The following is a 15,038-nucleotide window of genomic DNA, read 5'->3' as shown; positions in this document are numbered from 1 at the left end:
CTTTTGTTGGCTAACCTCACGCGTTTTCAGAAGATAACGTCCCTACGCTCGCCTCTGGATTTTGCAGGTGAAAGCGGCCACGCGTGCTACCGACCTGTTTGGCGCGGGACACAAAACGCTCTCAAGGCGGCTGTGAAAAGCGAAGGCCCCGCACCTAACTATAGGTGCAGGGCCTTCGTCTCATCAGGCGCAGAGGTCAGCGGTCGCGGCTGCCGGTGAGGGCGCGGACGCCGGCGTAGGCGAGGCCGCCGGCGATCAGCCAGGGGGCGGCCACGATGATGGGGTCCATCCACGTGTGCTTCAGGTCGGCGCGGCCCTGGCCGATGCGGGAGCGGATGGGGTGGGCCTTGAGCTCGCCCAGCACGCCCGACTCGGTGATCGGGTTGTCCGGATGGCCGGTGAGGAGCGAGCCCAGGTTGCTCTCCAGCGCGTCCACCCGGTCGGCGGCCATCAGGATGAGCCAGTGCGCGGCCGTGGCCTCGCTGTACGACGCGTACGCCCACTTCCGCATCACCCCGGAAAGGCCCTTGGGCGGGCACGAGGTGCCGAAGACCGGGGTCAGGAACTTGTGCTCGATCGACCTCTCGCGCGGCCATTTCTCCACCTGCCGCTCCGGGAAGTGCCAGTGCGCCCCGTTCAGCGTGGGGTCGAAGCGCTCCTGCGGGTGCGAGGGGCGGTCCGCCGGGTCCAGGTCCACGCCCCAGCCGGGGATCCGCTGGCGCAGCTCCTCCACCGGGATGGCGAGGGGGGGCTTTTCGTGGGTGTAAGGCATGGTTCGCTCTCCCTCATCAGTGCGCGTTGGGGATGACGACGGGCTTGATGCATTCGTCCAGCTTCGAGGAGAAGATGTGGTACCCCTCCGCGATGTGCTCCAGCGGGATGCGGTGCGTCACCAGCTCGCTGGGCTTCAGGTAGCCGTTCTTCACGTGCTCGAAGAGCCGCGGCCACTGGCGCTTCACCGGGCACTGGTTCATGCGCAGCGTGAGCCCCTTGTTGAAGGCGTCGCCGAACTTGATGGCGCTGAAGAGCGGGCCGTACACGCCCACGATGGAGATGGTGCCACCCTTGCGCACCGAGTCGATCGCCCAGTTGAGCGCAACCGGCGAGCCGCCCTGCAGCTTGAACTTGGTGGCGCTCACGTGCTGGAAGACGGCGCCGTCCGCCTCGGCGCCCACCGCGTCGATGCACACGTCGGCGCCCAGGCCGTCGGTGATCTTCTTCATGTACACGATCAGGTCGTCGTGCTCGGTGAAGTTGATCGTCTCCGCGTGGGCGAAGCTGCGCGCCTTCTCCAGACGGTACTCGATGTGGTCGATCACGATGACGCGCCCCGCGCCCATCAGCCACGCGCTCTTGGCCGCGTAGAGCCCCACCGGCCCCGCGCCGAAGACGGCCACCACGTCGCCCTCCCTGATCTCGCCGAGCTGCGCGCCGAAGTACCCCGTGGGGCAGGCGTCGGTGAGCATGACGGCGTCCTCGTCGCTCATCCACTCGGGGATCAGGCTGGGCCCCACGTCGGCGAAGGGGACGCGCACGAACTCCGCCTGGCCGCCGTCGTAGCCGCCGGTGGTGTGCGAGTAGCCGTAGATGGCGCCCGCCGCGGTGGCGTTGGCGTTGGCGTTGTGGCAGTTGCCCTGCAGCCCGCGCGCGCAGAAGAAGCAGGAGCCGCAGAAGATGTTGAAGGGCACCATCACCCGGTCGCCCGGCTTAAGGTTCTGCACCGACGAGCCCACCTGCTCCACCACGCCGATGAACTCGTGCCCGAACGTCGTCCCCACGCGGGTGTCGGGCACCAGGCCGTGGTACAGGTGAAGGTCCGATCCGCAGATCGCCCCCATGGTGACGCGCACGATGGCGTCGTTGGGGTGCTCGATGGGCGGGATGTCCTTCTCCTCCACCCGGATCCGGTACGGGCCACGGTAAACCATCGCGCGCATGCGTGAGCTCCTTTGTGTGAGGTCGCGGGCCACCCGCGCGGGTGACGGGGGCGGAGCCGTTCGCATCAGGCGTGCCGGACGGTTTCCAGGGGCGGAGCGCACCAGTTCCGCATTGCATAATCTTTGTAATAAGTTATTGCATGCGGCCTGCTTCTTGCCCCTCCCCGGCGCTCTGGGTGGGTGGAAGTCGCACGATCCAAACGACTTATGATGACGAGGAGGGGCCCGATGCAGCAGAGCGGAAGCGGAGGTGCCGGGAACCAGGGCAACATGCAGAAGATCGGCGAAGGGCTGGGCGGCATGCTGGGCCAGATGGCCGACAACGCCATGTCGATGTTCGGTCCCATACTCAACAACATGGGCGGGTGGTGGGCCCAGGCGGGGAACGCGCAGCAGCAGGGCGGCGGATCGGTGCACGCCTCCTTCAACACCGAGGCGGACAACCGCTGCCGCAGCCACTTCGAGGCGCAGGGGAGCGCGCAGGGCGGCGGGCAGGCGAGCACCGGTGGCGGCGTGGGCGGCGCGACGGGGAGCATGTCCGGCGGCGGCGCGTCGGGGTCGATGCACGCGTCGGGGAGCACCGCCGGCGGCGGCCACTCGGGCGGGATCAGCGCGCAGGGGAGCACGCAGGGGCGCGCGCGCAGCTACGAGGAGGTGCGCCCGCTCTACCAGTTCGGCCACATGGCGGGGCAGAACCCGGACTACCAGGGCCGCGCCTTCCACGAGGTCGAGGGCGAGCTGCAGAGCCACTGGGGCACCGAGCAGTCGCAGCAGCACGGCTCGTGGCCGGACGTGCGCGGCTACGTGGAGTTCGGCTACTCCGGGCATTCTTCGGGCGGCTCGTCCTCGGGCGGCGCATCCGGCGGCACGGGCGGGATGAATGCCTCGGGGGGCACCGGCGGAGCGTCGGGGAGCACGGGCGGCGCCACCGGGGGCTTCCACGCCTCGGGGAGCATCGACACCAGCGACGGCTCGGGCGCCTCCGGGAACACCGGTCCTTAAATCCGGACGCGGTGTACGAAACGGGGGAGCGGCCAGCCAGGCCGCTCCCCCGTTTCTTCATCCCCGCCCCCGATTTCAGGCGGCGTTGAGGGGATCGGTCCCGAGGCTCAGCTCGAACGCGAGCCCTGGCTCCATGCGGGCGCGCACGAAATCCTCCGCCTCGGTCCAGCACCCGTGCCCCTCACTTGCGGCCACCGAGAAGTCCGCCGTCTCGTCAGGCGCCGGCGCGGTCCCTTCGGCGCCCGGCCGCAGCCCATCGACGCGCACGACGGGAACGCCAGCCTCGGCGGCCCTGTTGATCAACAGGATCGCGTCCGTTGCCGTGAGCAGCAGGTGGCCGCCGTGGTGTGGGACGGCGCGGCTCGTGAACTCACGAACGAGGATCTCTGCTTCCATGTGCGCCTCCGGGGGTGGGGGGGTGCCGAATGATCTCCCGACAACAACCGCACAAACCCCGCCCGCGCGGACTGGCTGCGTTTCCCGAGACCGCTTCAGCGGTCTTCCCGTGGTTCCAGCGGGGGGATTCGTTTCATCCCCGGCGACCAGCCCCGGGGCATCACCCCCTCCCTCACCCCCCCGTCTTCCCCTTCCCCTTCCCCCGCCTCCTCCCCGACTCCCCGCGCACGTCCGTCATCAGGATGGTGACGACCAGGAACAGCCCCATCACCGCCGCGGCCAGGAAGAGCAGGATCGCGAGGCCCGGGTAGCCCATGATGCGGAACGGCGTGTCCACGCGCATCATCATCGCCGCGCCGATGATCAGCGCCGCGAGCACCAGGCCGACCGTGATGCGGTTGGAGATCTTCTGGAGCCCCTCCATCATCCACACCTCTTCCTTGACCCTGATCCCCACCTCCAGCTCGTTCTCCGCCACCGAGTCCAGCACGCGGTTCAGCCGGCCGGGGAGGCGCTGGACGAACTCGTTCAGCTCCAGCAGGTTGGCGAACATCGCGGCGGGCGATGCGTTGCGAAGCATCCGTTGCTGCATCACCTCCGACGAGTGGCGCCGGATGGCCGCGTTCGGGTCGAACTCCGGGTCCAGCGTGCGCCCCGCCTGGTCCAGCGCCAGGAATGCCCGCCCCAGTGTGCTGATCTGGCTGGGAAGGATGATGCCGGAGGTGGCGGCGATCTTGGTCAGCTCGATCACGACGCGCCCCAGCTCGATGTCCCGCGCGGTGGCGCCGTAGAAGCGGCTCACCAGCTCGGTTACCTCGCGCACGAACTTCTCCTCCTCCCACAGCCCCTCCAGCGGCGTCCCCATGGCGATGGAGATGCGCGCCGCCTCCTCGCCGTTGCCGTCCGCCACGGCCAGCATCAGGCGCAGCAGGTGGTCCTGCAGGGAGGGCGGAATGCGCCCCACCATCCCCAGGTCCAGCAGCGCGACGCGCCCGTCCGTCGTCACGAAGACGTTGCCGGGATGCGGGTCCGCGTGGAAGAAGCCGTCCACCAGGATCTGCTTGAGATACGCCTGGAAGAGCTCCTCGGCCAGGGCGACGCCGTCGATCTCCATATGCCGGAGCGGGCTCAGCTCCGTGATTTTGCGCCCGCGCACGTACTCCATGGTGAGCACGCGCGTGCGGGTCAGCTCGTCGATGGCCGAAGGGATCGCGATCCGGTCGAACTGCGCCAGGTTGCGGCCCAGCGTGGCGAGGTTGGCCGCTTCGCTCTTGTAGTTCAGCTCGTCCAGGATGTTGCGCCTGAACTCCTGGATCAGCCCCAGCACGCCGTAGCGCTGGCCCACCTCGGTGCGCCGCTCCGCCATCGCGGCGACCTCCTCCAGCGCGTCCAGGTCGTCGGTGATGCGCTCGCGCACGCCGGGGCGCTGCACCTTGACCACCACCCGCCGCCCGTCGTGCAGCGTCGCCTGGTGCACCTGGCCCAGCGACGCCGCCGCCATCGCCTTCGGGTTGAACTCCGCGTACGCCTCGCCGATCGTCTGCCCCAACTCTTCCTGGACGATGCGCTCCACCTCCTCGTACGGAAACGCCTCCAGCCTGTCCTGCAGGCGGGAGAGCGCGTCGATGTACGCCTCGGGCACCAGGTCCGGACGCGTGGAGAGGAGCTGGCCCAGCTTGACGAAGGTGGGTCCCAGCCGCTCCAGGTCGCCCGCGAGAGCCTCCGCTTCCGGCGCCGCGGCGGCGGTCTCGGCGGCGGTGGGCTCTTCCACCACGGCGTCTAGCCCGGCCGTGTTCACGATGTCGCTGCGGCCGTACTTGATGAACAGCTTCGCCAGCTCGGCGTAGAGCTTCAGGTGCTTCGGATTGAGCGAGATCCCCATGCCTCTGCGTCACCTGGAGTGGCCGGAGCGCAGGCGCGCCCGCGGAAAGGGTGTACGCGCGCAAGTGCAGAAAGCATGCTCGGTTAGGGAGCGGCAGTGGAAGGTGGGGAACCGCAACCGCATGGCTCACACAGAGACGCAGAGACACGGGGAAAGGAAGGGAGGGGGTGTGACTGGACGGCGGGAGCGGTGGCCGGTTAGGATGGAGGGATGAAAATCAACTTCAAGGAACTGCTAGCCGAGTACGGCCGCGTGGCGATTGTGGTGTACCTCGTCATCTTCGCGGCCACACTGCTGGCAAGCTGGATGGCGATCCGAATGGGATGGCGGCCGGCGGGGGCGGCGGGGAACGCGGGGACGCTGGCCGCGGCGTACCTCGCCACCAAGCTCACGCAGCCGCTCCGCATCGCCGCCACCCTGGTGCTCACGCCCCTGGTGGCAAAGGTGCACGAGCGGATCACGCGCGGACGCGGCCGTCGGCTGGACGCAGGCGGCGGAGCGGTTCCCGAAGACACGGCCTGACGCGCTGTACCCGGGCCGCGGGGCCGGCGGTACGGATTTGGCTTTGCGCGTCCGCATGAACAGACGCGATTCTAACCATGGAACGTCCGGCCACAGGCGCGCGCTCACCCTGGCGGTGGTCGCGCTGGTCGCCGGGGCGGGATTCGGGCGCCTCGCCGCGGCCGTGGCGCGGCGCGACACCGCGAAGGCCGACGAGGCGCTGCACGAGGCCACCGCCGTCCCCGAGGACCACCCGGTGCGGGAGGCCGCGGCCGCCATCGCGCCCGCGGGGAAGAAGCGGAACTACCTGCCCGCGGCCCTGTGCGCCTCGGTCGTCGTGCTGGCCTCGCCGGGTGCCCGTGAGCCGGGGGCGCTCCGTTCGCGCGGCGCGGGCGTGGGCGCGATGCTCCTGGCGGCCGCGGCGGCGCGGGGGCTCAACCCCGCCTTCGACCGCTGGCTTCCCCAGCCGCCTCCGCCCCCGGGCCATCCACCCGACCGCCCCGTCTTCCCGAGCGGCCATGCCTTCGGCCCTGGCGCCGTATCCCTGGCGACCGCGTACGTGCTGGCGCGCGAGGGGTTGGCCCCTGCCGCCATCACCTTTCCGCTCGCCCTCACGGTACCGCTCGTGATGTCCGGCGCGCGCGTGCTGGAGGAGAAGCACTGGGCGTCCGACGTCGCCGGCGGGTACCTGGGCGCGATCGCGCTGTCGGCGGGGTGCCTGGCGGGCTACGAAGCCGCGCGCGGCGCGTAGAACTTCGGTCTCACGCGCAGACGTGGAGGAACAACGACAGCCTGGCTCACGCAAAGGCGCAGCGGCGCGGAGATGTCCATCTCTCTGCGTCTCCGCGGCTCCGCGTGAGCCCGGCCGTTTTCAGACCGCACGCGGATACCCGTTGAAGCCGCCACGGCGCCAGCCGGAAAGGCCGGGGACGACACCACGGGGAGCGACGAAGGCGTTGACGAGCGGGAGGTTGATGATGATCTGCAGCATGGCGGGCCTCGTGTGTGATAAGGAGTAGGGTCCATCGGGTTCGGCCATCTATAAGGCGAGGACCGGACCCTTTTGGCCCGCATCGTAAGTCATTGCGCGCAAACGGTTAACGAAATGACCCCGCGCCCGCCCGGCTCACCATCGGGATTCTGGCGTCCCAAAGCCGGACACTCGGCGCGTCACAACGCCCTCACCCCCGGCTCGTTACACTCGCCTGCCTTATGGACCGCCTCGGATCCCGTAGGGGCCCGATTCGCGTGGCGCGGGCGCGTGCCACCACACCCGTGGCTCACGAGACCGCTTCAGCGGTCTTCCCGTCGTTCCAGCCGGGGGATTTATCCCCCGGTGCTCCGGCCCCCGGTGCCGCCCCGGTGCTCCGGCCCCCGGCGCACCCCGGTGCGTCGCGACCGGTGCGTCGCGACCGGCATACGCGTGCATTGCATTGCAGCGTCGCGCATCCAGCCCTATGATGCCCGCATGAAACGACTCATCGCCCTCCCCGCGCTCCTGGTGCTGGCGTGTGCTCCCGCCGAGCCGGGGGCACCCGAGCCCGCGCAAACGACGACGATCCGCCCGGGCGTGGAAGTGTTCCTGGAGCGCCCCCCCGCCGCCGCCGTCGGCAAGCGCGTGGGGCTGATCACGAACCACACCGGCGTCGACAGCCAGGGGCGCAGCTCGGCCGACCTGCTGGCCGCCTCGCCGCACTTCAGGCTGGTGTCGCTCTTCGGGCCCGAGCACGGCATCCGCGGCGTGCTCGCCGACGGCGACGCCGTGCCCTCCGGGCGCGACGAGAAGACGGGACTCCCCGTGCACTCCCTCTACGGCGACACGCGCGAGCCGACCGAGGAGATGCTGCGCGACGTGGACGTGCTCGTCTTCGACATCCAGGACGTGGGCGCGCGGACGTACACCTACGTCTCCACCATGGCGCTGGCGATGCAGGCGGCGAAGAAGAAAGGCATCCCCTTCATCGTTCTAGACCGCCCCAACCCCATCGGCGGCGAAGTGGTGGAGGGCGGACTGCTGGAGCCGAAGCACGCCACCTTCGTGGGGATGTACCCGATCGCCCTTCGCCACGGGATGACGGCGGGCGAGCTGGCGCGGCTCTTCAACAGCGAGTTCCACATCGGCGCCGACCTGACGGTGGTGCCGGTGGAGGGGTGGCGCCGCTCCACCTGGTTCGACGCGACGGGGCTCCCCTGGCTGAACCCGTCGCCCAACATCCGGCGGCTGGAGGCGGCGATCCACTACCCCGGCACCGTCCTCTTCGAGGGGACCAACCTCTCCGAGGGCCGCGGCACCGACCTCCCCTTCGAGCAGGCCGGCGCCCCCTGGCTCGACGCTCCCGCCGTCGCCGCGGAGCTGAACCGGATGCGGCTCCCGGGCGTGCGCTTCCAGGCGGTGCGCTATCCGATTCAGAGCACCGTGGCGAAATTCCCCGGCCAGACCGTCCCCGGCGTGCGTTTCATCCTGACCGATCGCGCCAGCTACCGCCCGGTCCGCACCGCGCTCATCACGATCGACGCGATCCGCCGCCGCCACCCGCAGCAGTTCCGCTGGAGCGGGACGATGGACCGGCTGGCCGGCACGGAGCGCGTGCGCAGCGCCATCGAGGGCGGCACCCTCCCCGCGCTGCTGGCCGATTGGGATCGCCAGGCGGAGCTCTTCCGCGGGAGCCGCGCATCGTCGCTCCTGTACAATTGACCCTGGAACGATGAAAGCTACGGATCTGGACCAGGTGCAGCGCATCCTTCAGGTGCTCCGCAAGCTGGCGCCGCACACCGTCTGGTTCGGCTCGGTGTCCGGCGAGACGGAACAGGAATGGGAGTGGATGCTGGAGTCGCGCGCCGGTGGCCTCCCCTCGAACACCGAGATCACCTCGATGGAAATCACGGCGCGGCAGGGCGGCAACACGCGCACGGCGCCCCCCTTCATCGGCGCGACCACCGAGCGGCGGCACAAGGGCGTGCGCATGACGGTGGACGTGGGAAGCGCCCACCTCCGCCTCATGGCCCAGTCGCCGGGCCTGGCACCCTTTGGCGCCTGGCTCCACTCCTTCTACGACGACCTCGCATCCCGCTATGCCGCCCGGGCCCCCGTCTGGGACCCCGAGCCCCCGCGCGTCGACACCGCGGAAATCGTGCGCACGCTTGACGAAGCGCGCGACCGCTGGGCACCATGAACAGCAGTTTCACGCAGAGCCGCAGAGGGTACGGAAAGAGCACGGAGGAGACGCGGATACCCTCCTCCCCTTGTAGTTTCCTCTGTGTCTCTGTGTGAGGCTGCCGTTCCCCGTTCACCGCTCCCAATGCCGCTGACCCGCGCCGCCCGCCTCGACCGCCTCCCCTTCACCGGCCTCCACCGCCGCCTCCTGGTGGTCGCGGGGGCCGGGTGGGCGATGGATGCCATGGACGTGGGGCTGATCTCGTTCATCATGGCCGCCCTCGCGCAGCAGTGGCACCTGTCGCCCGCGACGGTGGCGTGGATCGGGTCCGTGGGGTTCGTGGGGATGGCGCTGGGGGCGGCCGTCGGCGGGAGCGCGGCGGACCGCTGGGGGCGGCGCACCGTGTTCGCCGGCACGCTCCTCGTCTACGGCCTGGCGACGGGGGCCGCGGCCGCGTCGTGGTCGGTGACGTCGCTGCTGGCGTTCCGCTTCCTGATTGGCTTCGGGCTGGGGGCGGAGCTCCCGGTGGCCTCTACGCTCATCAGCGAGTTCGCGCCGGCGCGCATCCGCGGGCGCGTGGTGGTGGGGCTGGAGGCGTTCTGGGCCCTCGGGTGGATCCTGGCCGCGCTGATCGGCACCTACGTCATCCCCCGCTCGCCAGCCGGGTGGCGCTGGGCGTTCGCCCTGGGCGCGCTCCCCGCCCTGTACTCCGGGGTGGTGCGCCGCGCGCTGCCGGAGTCGGTGCGCTTCCTGGAGAGCCGCGGGCGCGTGGACGAGGCCGAGGCCGCGGTGCGCCGCTTCGAGGCCGCGGCCGGCGTCGAGCCCCCCGCCGAGCCCGCTCCGGTAACGACGCCCGTGGCGGAGCGCGTGGGGCTGGGGACGCTCTGGCGCGGGGCTCTGGCGCGGCGAACGCTGGCGCTCTGGCTGGTGTGGTTCGGGATCAACTTCGCCTACTACGGCGCCTTCATCTGGCTCCCGTCGCTTCTCACCGCGCGCGGATTCTCGCTGGTGAAGTCGTTCCAGTTCACCCTCATCATCACCCTGGCGCAGCTTCCCGGCTACGCGGTGTCGGCGTACCTGATCGAGAAGTGGGGCCGCCGCCCCACCCTCGCCACCTTCCTGGCCGGCTCTGCGCTGGCGGCGCTCCTCTTTGGCCGCGCGGGCTCGCGCGAGGAGATCCTGGTGGCGGGGTGCCTCCTCTCCTTCTTCAATCTGGGCGCGTGGGGCGCGGTGTACGCAGCCACCCCCGAGGTGTACCCCACCGCCGTACGCGCGACGGGCGCCGGTTGGGCCGCCGGCTTCGGGCGCATCGCCTCGATCCTGGCCCCGCTCGCCGTGCCGCCGCTGATGGCCGCGGGCGGTTCGGGCGCCGTGTTCGGAACGTTTGCGGGGTTCTTTGGCGTCGCCATCGTCGGCGCGCTCCTCCTCCCCGAATGGCGCGGGCGCGATCTCGACGACGCCGCACCCGCTTGACCCGGGCGCTCTCCACACGCTTCTTCCCTCCGACCCAGCTCCTCAAGATGCCGCTGAATCCGGTCGCCCTCCGCCTCTGCCTCGCCCTGACGATCGGGATGGCCGTCGCCGCGCAGCCCGTCGATGCCCAGCCAGCCGACAGCAGCGCGATCCCGATCTACGCGGGCGTGCTCGGCAGCTTCACGTGGCCCGTGTCGACGCGGGTGCCGGAGGCGCAGGCGTACTTCGACCAGGGCGTGCGGCTGATGTACTCGTTCGCGCCGGAGGAGGCGCGCCGCTCGTTCGTGGAGGCGCGGCGCCGCGACCCGGAGTGTGCGATGTGCTGGTGGGGCGAGGCGTGGTCGATGGGCCCCTACCTGAACGGCCCCATGGAAGACGCCGACGCGCCCGGCGCACACGCGTCCGCCACTCGCGCCCGTACCCTCGCCCGGGTGCGCGCCACGCCCGTGGAGCGCGCGCTCGCGGAAGCGATGTCCGCCCGCTACCTCCCCGCGCACGGCCTGGCGGGGCGAAAGAGCCTGGACACCGCCTTCGTGAACGCGATGGCCGGCGTGTACCGGAGCGCGCCGCGCAACGACGAGGTGGCGACGCTGTACGCCGACGCCCTGATGCTCCTGGAGCCGCGCCGCGGAGTCTGGCCGCTCACCAAGCCCTCCGTCGCGCGCATCCACGGCGTGCTGGAGGAGGTGCTCGCGCGCGACGTCGCCCACCCGGGCGCCTGCCACCTCTACATCCACGCGACGGAGACCACGCCCAAAGTCCGCGAGGCGCAGCGGTGCGCGGACCTGCTGGGGAGCTCCATCCCGGGCGCGAGCCACATCCTGCACATGCCGTCGCACACCTACAACCGCGTGGGGCGCTGGGGCGACGCAACGCGCGTCAACGTGCAGGCGTGGCACTCGGACCAGAGGGCGGCGGTCGGCGAGGGAGTCTCCATCTACCCCTCGCACAACCTGCACATGCTCCTCTTCTCCGCGTCGATGGATGGCCAGGGCGCGCTCGCCATCCAGGCAGCCAGGGACTACACGAAGCTGGTGCCCGCGGACGGCGCCGGGCTGCACTCGCTCGTCCTCCTGCGCTTCGGCCGCTTCGACGAGGTGCTGGAGCTGACCCGCGCCCCCTCGCACCCCATCCATCAGGGGCTGTGGGCCTTCGCGCGCGGCCACGCCCATCTCCGTCTCTCGCGGCCGGACAGCGCGCGCGCCTACCTGGCGCTCGTGGACTCGCTGGAGCGCCATGCACCGGCCGCGCGCATGTTCCGCGTCCACCAGCCCGCGCGCCTCCTCGGCGTGGTGGGCGCCCTCCTGCGCGGCGAGCTGCTGCGCGTGGATGGCCGCGGCGACGAGGCGATCGCCGCCTTCCGGGAAGCCGCCCGCCTGGAGGACGCCCTGGTGTACGACGAGCCCGAGCCTCTCCCCTTCGCCGTGCGCGACTGGCTGGGAACGCTCCTCCTGGAGCAGGGCAGGCCGGCCGACGCCGAGCGCGTCTTTCGGGAGGGGCTGGAGCGCCGCCCGCACAACGGGTGGAGCCTCGTCGGCCTGGAGCAGGCCCTCCGCGCCCAGGCCCGCACGGCGGACGCGGACCAGGCGCGCGCGGCCTTTCAGCAGGCGTGGGCCCGCTCGGACACCTGGCTGCCGCGCCCGCGCTTCTAACGGAGGGGCGTTTCGGCCTCAGGAAACGAGAGAAGCGCCCCGCTCGCATTGTGAGCCGGAGCGCTTCTCACTTCTTCGCCGCCGCTAACGCCCTTTCGCCCGCTCCGGCGGGACGGGGATGCGGGTGCGCGGGCTACGGCGCGCTTCCCACGGCATGTTGATCTTCGACCGGGTCTAGCTGTTGACACAACTTCCGGCCGTGCTGCTGACGAAGATGCTCGGCGAGCACATCATTGATCCGGGCTAGCCAATCCCCACCAAGCGATCGGAACCCCTCAACGACGTCCGCGCGCAAGGGGCACACCGTTCCCTGCGCATACGCGACGATCAGGTCGTTGATCCGCGTTTGATAACGCGGACCTTCGGTCTTAATCGCCTCGAGGGCCAACTCGTCGATGCGGATCGAGATCGGAACTTTGGTTCTGCCGGCTGCGGATACCGCCACGGCACGGGCCAGATCATCTTCCGTGATCGTGGGAAATTCCGCGTCGGCGTCCGCGATGGCATCGATCTCATCATCCGTCCACGTGCGCCCGCGAGCCGTATCCGAAGCCTGGCTACTCATCGCTCAACCCGTTGTGCTCGTTGAATTCCTTTCGTTCTCCACGTCGAGCGGGACGCACCCAGATCAATCTGCGTAACCCGTCGCGCATTGTATATACAACAGCAACGATCAGGCCCCAGCGCATTCGGCCGATGGCAACGCCGCGCATTTCACCTTCGCGCTCGCGTTCGCCAAGATCGAGGTGATCGTAGTATTCATCCTGGAACACCCACACCAGATCGAAAAACGAAAACCCGTACTCATCCTCGCAACGCTTGCTTGCCGCGTCGTCCCAATCGAATCCGGGTGGCCGTGTCCCCACTGATCCTCCCGTATATACAGTGGTAGGGCTGTCGATGTCCTCCTTAACGACAAATGGCGACGTTGAGCTGGGCCTGCTGAGAAACGCTGACAGCTAGTTTCCGCTGCCGGCCAGCCGCGTCGTAGGACGAAATGCGCGTCGCTGTCGAGGCCTCACTGGATCTGCACCTCGCCTTCGATCTCGCGGATGATTGCGGAGCGCTGTTCCTCGGATGGGATGTGGCGCGCCAGGACCTCGGCGGTGGTCTCCAGGATGCGCGCCGAGGAGAACCGCGACACGTCCTGCCGCAATCCCTGCCCGATGTACAGCTTCAGCAGCGCCTCGGGCTGCATGTCGCGCCAGCAGGCGACACGGCGCAGCGACGCGAGCGTGTCGCGCGGAAGGGACAGCGCCAGGACCTGCGTGGGGCGGGGGCGAAGCTCGATCTTCTCGGCCTCGTTGCTGTTGGTCATCGAGCTTCCTCTCCTCTCGTGTGATGGGGCGCACACGGAGGATAGGTGCATCTCGCAAGGTCAGCAAGACACATTTTGGAGCGCGGAATTACCGCCTGTGGAAGCAATGAATCGCATGCAGTTGCGCCATTTAGAGCGATTCGTCAGCTCGGGCGCACCGGCCGGGCCACGGAGCGTACCGGGCGCACGGCAACCGCGCTCCCATTGCTACCTGCCGACGATGCGGGCGGCGCGGTCCGCGGCGGAATCGAGCGCGGCGTACGGCGCCAGCCGCCCGCTCGCCATGTCGTAGATGAAGCTGCGCTGCCGCATCTCCTCCTGCTTCACCTCCTTCCCTTTGGGCGCCTCCAGCGCGAGAACGAGCAGCCCGCGTCCGTCTGGCGTCGGCGCGTGTGAGATCACTTCGTACGGCTCCGTCAGGACGCGGCGCAGCCCTGTCCCGTCGAGGGCGCTCACATGGAGCGCCGCACGGTCCGCCGAGGTGAGCCGGCCGTCGCCGTTCGTATCCCGATCCGTGATGTCGTACACGATCCAGTTCTGGAGAGCATCCGGTTCCGCATACGGCACCATGTTATCACGGACCTGTTCCGGCGGAGGATACCGAAAATTTTGGATGATGGCGGGACGCTCGAGCAGGAGGCGTCCCCGCGGGGCGCCGGGAGTGAGAAAGATGACGTTCACCAGCGGGCCGTCGGCGCCGTAGTGTCTCGCCCTACCGGAGGTGGCGCCGGAGGTCAGGCTGCCTCCCGTCTCCGGCTGGTCGGCCTCCCCGTGATGGACGGTGACGAGCTGGGTGGTCGTGCCCCGTACCGTCACCGGTGCTCCGTAGCGGATCGCGCGCGGTACGGACCGGCCTGCCTCCGCCGCGCCCGCTACTCGCACGGCGGGTTCCGAGCGCCCCCGGAACTCGCCGATCGTGATGAACAGGAGCGTACCCAGCGCGAGCACCCCGAGGGCGAGGAGGATGAAGCCGTTGACGAGCCACACCCGCTTGAGCAGGCGATCGGATCCGGGTTCCATGTGCCGAGTGAGTGGAGAGGGAAACAGGGATGGCCATCCGTCGCACTATTCGATGCCGTCGCCCCGCTCCACAAGGGCGGAGGGATCATTCCCGCGCAGCCACTCCACCATGTGGTCGAAAAGCTCCGCCGGCCGCTCCTCGCGCACTGCCATGCGGGCCGCGGCGGATACGAGCCGCACCGTCTCGGCCACGTCGCGCGCACCGGCGAAGCGCACGCGGGCGGGGGCGAACGACTGCATGGCCGCGAAGTAGCGGCGTTGCGGTCGGATGAAGAGGAGGTGCGCGTCGAAGCCGTGCCGCCGCCGCTTCGCGTCCCCCTCCTTGCGCGCACGAAGGGCGTCGGCGGGTGCGCCGAGGATGACGTACAGGTTAGGGAAACCGATGTCGCCGCGCAGGATGCGGGGGCGGTAGAAGGCGGCGAGCTCGTCCAGTGACTGCCGCCCGTCGAAGCCGTACGACCAGTTGTACCAGAGGGGCTGGAAGGGATCGCCGTCGAGAATGGCGAGGGCGGGGGCGCGCGCCGCCATCGTCCAGCGCTCCACCTGCCGCTCCAGGTACCAGTCGGGCGCCTCGGCGGCCGGTCGGGGGAAGATCTCATTCACCTCCGGGACGACGCACGCCCCGGCTGCGGCGAGGGCCGAGGCGGTGGCGGTCTTCCCCACCGCGCTCGGCCCTTCCAGGCAGACGATCGGCATGGCCGC

16 protein-coding genes are annotated in these 15,038 nt (G+C 69.9%); 7 read left to right on the top strand and 9 right to left on the bottom strand.

Annotation, left to right across the window (positions count from 1 at the left end; all coding sequences use genetic code 11):
• Positions 1 to 196: 196 nt before the first annotated feature.
• Positions 197 to 772, bottom strand: coding sequence for a hypothetical protein (locus tag VF584_22830; GenBank protein ID HEX8213029.1), 576 nt, complete (start codon positions 770 to 772; stop codon positions 197 to 199).
• 16 nt (positions 773 to 788) lie between these two features.
• On the bottom strand, positions 789 to 1,937 hold the full coding sequence (locus VF584_22825; GenBank protein ID HEX8213028.1) for a zinc-dependent alcohol dehydrogenase: 1,149 nt from the start codon (positions 1,935 to 1,937) through the stop codon (positions 789 to 791).
• A 228-nt stretch (positions 1,938 to 2,165) separates the two neighbouring features.
• Between VF584_22825 and VF584_22820 the strand changes: the two genes are divergently transcribed.
• Positions 2,166 to 2,939: a hypothetical protein gene (locus VF584_22820; protein ID HEX8213027.1), complete on the top strand. Its 774-nt coding sequence runs from the start codon at positions 2,166 to 2,168 to the stop codon at positions 2,937 to 2,939.
• A gap of 75 nt (positions 2,940 to 3,014) precedes the next feature.
• Here VF584_22820 and VF584_22815 read toward each other — a convergent pair whose 3' ends face one another.
• The gene (locus VF584_22815) at positions 3,015 to 3,335 is read right to left on the bottom strand and encodes a hypothetical protein (GenBank protein ID HEX8213026.1); all 321 of its coding nucleotides are present in this window, start codon (positions 3,333 to 3,335) and stop codon (positions 3,015 to 3,017) included.
• A gap of 172 nt (positions 3,336 to 3,507) precedes the next feature.
• Positions 3,508 to 5,217, bottom strand: coding sequence for an AarF/UbiB family protein (locus VF584_22810; GenBank protein ID HEX8213025.1), 1,710 nt, complete (start codon positions 5,215 to 5,217; stop codon positions 3,508 to 3,510).
• A gap of 210 nt (positions 5,218 to 5,427) precedes the next feature.
• Here VF584_22810 and VF584_22805 point away from each other — a divergent pair, with 210 nt between their 5' ends.
• The 6 genes from VF584_22805 to VF584_22780 all read left to right on the top strand — a co-directional run bounded on the left by VF584_22805 (position 5,428) and on the right by VF584_22780 (position 11,998).
• A complete protein-coding gene (locus VF584_22805) occupies positions 5,428 to 5,739 on the top strand; it encodes a DUF1279 domain-containing protein (protein ID HEX8213024.1) in 312 nt (103 codons plus the stop codon).
• A 55-nt stretch (positions 5,740 to 5,794) separates the two neighbouring features.
• Complete coding sequence (locus tag VF584_22800; protein HEX8213023.1) at positions 5,795 to 6,469, top strand: phosphatase PAP2 family protein; 675 nt, start codon at positions 5,795 to 5,797, stop codon at positions 6,467 to 6,469.
• Positions 6,470 to 7,186: 717 nt separating this feature from the next.
• Positions 7,187 to 8,413 carry a DUF1343 domain-containing protein gene (locus tag VF584_22795; protein ID HEX8213022.1) on the top strand — a complete coding sequence of 409 codons (1,227 nt, stop codon included), beginning with the start codon at positions 7,187 to 7,189 and terminating at the stop codon, positions 8,411 to 8,413.
• 10 nt (positions 8,414 to 8,423) lie between these two features.
• On the top strand, positions 8,424 to 8,891 hold the full coding sequence (locus VF584_22790) for a hypothetical protein (GenBank protein ID HEX8213021.1): 468 nt from the start codon (positions 8,424 to 8,426) through the stop codon (positions 8,889 to 8,891).
• A 126-nt stretch (positions 8,892 to 9,017) separates the two neighbouring features.
• The gene (locus VF584_22785) at positions 9,018 to 10,346 is read left to right on the top strand and encodes an MFS transporter (protein ID HEX8213020.1); all 1,329 of its coding nucleotides are present in this window, start codon (positions 9,018 to 9,020) and stop codon (positions 10,344 to 10,346) included.
• 47 nt (positions 10,347 to 10,393) lie between these two features.
• Positions 10,394 to 11,998 carry a hypothetical protein gene (locus VF584_22780; protein ID HEX8213019.1) on the top strand — a complete coding sequence of 535 codons (1,605 nt, stop codon included), beginning with the start codon at positions 10,394 to 10,396 and terminating at the stop codon, positions 11,996 to 11,998.
• A gap of 133 nt (positions 11,999 to 12,131) precedes the next feature.
• Here VF584_22780 and VF584_22775 read toward each other — a convergent pair whose 3' ends face one another.
• The 5 genes from VF584_22775 to VF584_22755 form a co-directional block, all read right to left on the bottom strand.
• Positions 12,132 to 12,563, bottom strand: a complete 432-nt coding sequence (locus tag VF584_22775; protein HEX8213018.1) for a BrnA antitoxin family protein — start codon at positions 12,561 to 12,563, stop codon at positions 12,132 to 12,134.
• Complete coding sequence (locus VF584_22770; GenBank protein ID HEX8213017.1) at positions 12,556 to 12,864, bottom strand: BrnT family toxin; 309 nt, start codon at positions 12,862 to 12,864, stop codon at positions 12,556 to 12,558. Before VF584_22770 ends, VF584_22775 begins: the two co-directional genes overlap by 8 nt.
• A gap of 152 nt (positions 12,865 to 13,016) precedes the next feature.
• Positions 13,017 to 13,316, bottom strand: a complete 300-nt coding sequence (locus VF584_22765) for a hypothetical protein (GenBank protein HEX8213016.1) — start codon at positions 13,314 to 13,316, stop codon at positions 13,017 to 13,019.
• Between the two features lie 207 nt (positions 13,317 to 13,523).
• A complete protein-coding gene (locus tag VF584_22760) occupies positions 13,524 to 14,336 on the bottom strand; it encodes a hypothetical protein (protein HEX8213015.1) in 813 nt (270 codons plus the stop codon).
• A gap of 45 nt (positions 14,337 to 14,381) precedes the next feature.
• Positions 14,382 to 15,032 (bottom strand): hypothetical protein, encoded by a 651-nt coding sequence (locus VF584_22755; protein HEX8213014.1) that lies wholly within the window; start codon positions 15,030 to 15,032, stop codon positions 14,382 to 14,384.
• Between the last annotated feature and the right edge of the window lie 6 nt (positions 15,033 to 15,038).

Origin of the sequence: Longimicrobium sp. (genome assembly GCA_036389135.1) — a bacterium.
GTDB lineage: Bacteria > Gemmatimonadota > Gemmatimonadetes > Longimicrobiales > Longimicrobiaceae > Longimicrobium.
Note: the sequence above shows the minus strand (reverse complement) of the source record. Positions and strands in the feature narration are given on the sequence as shown.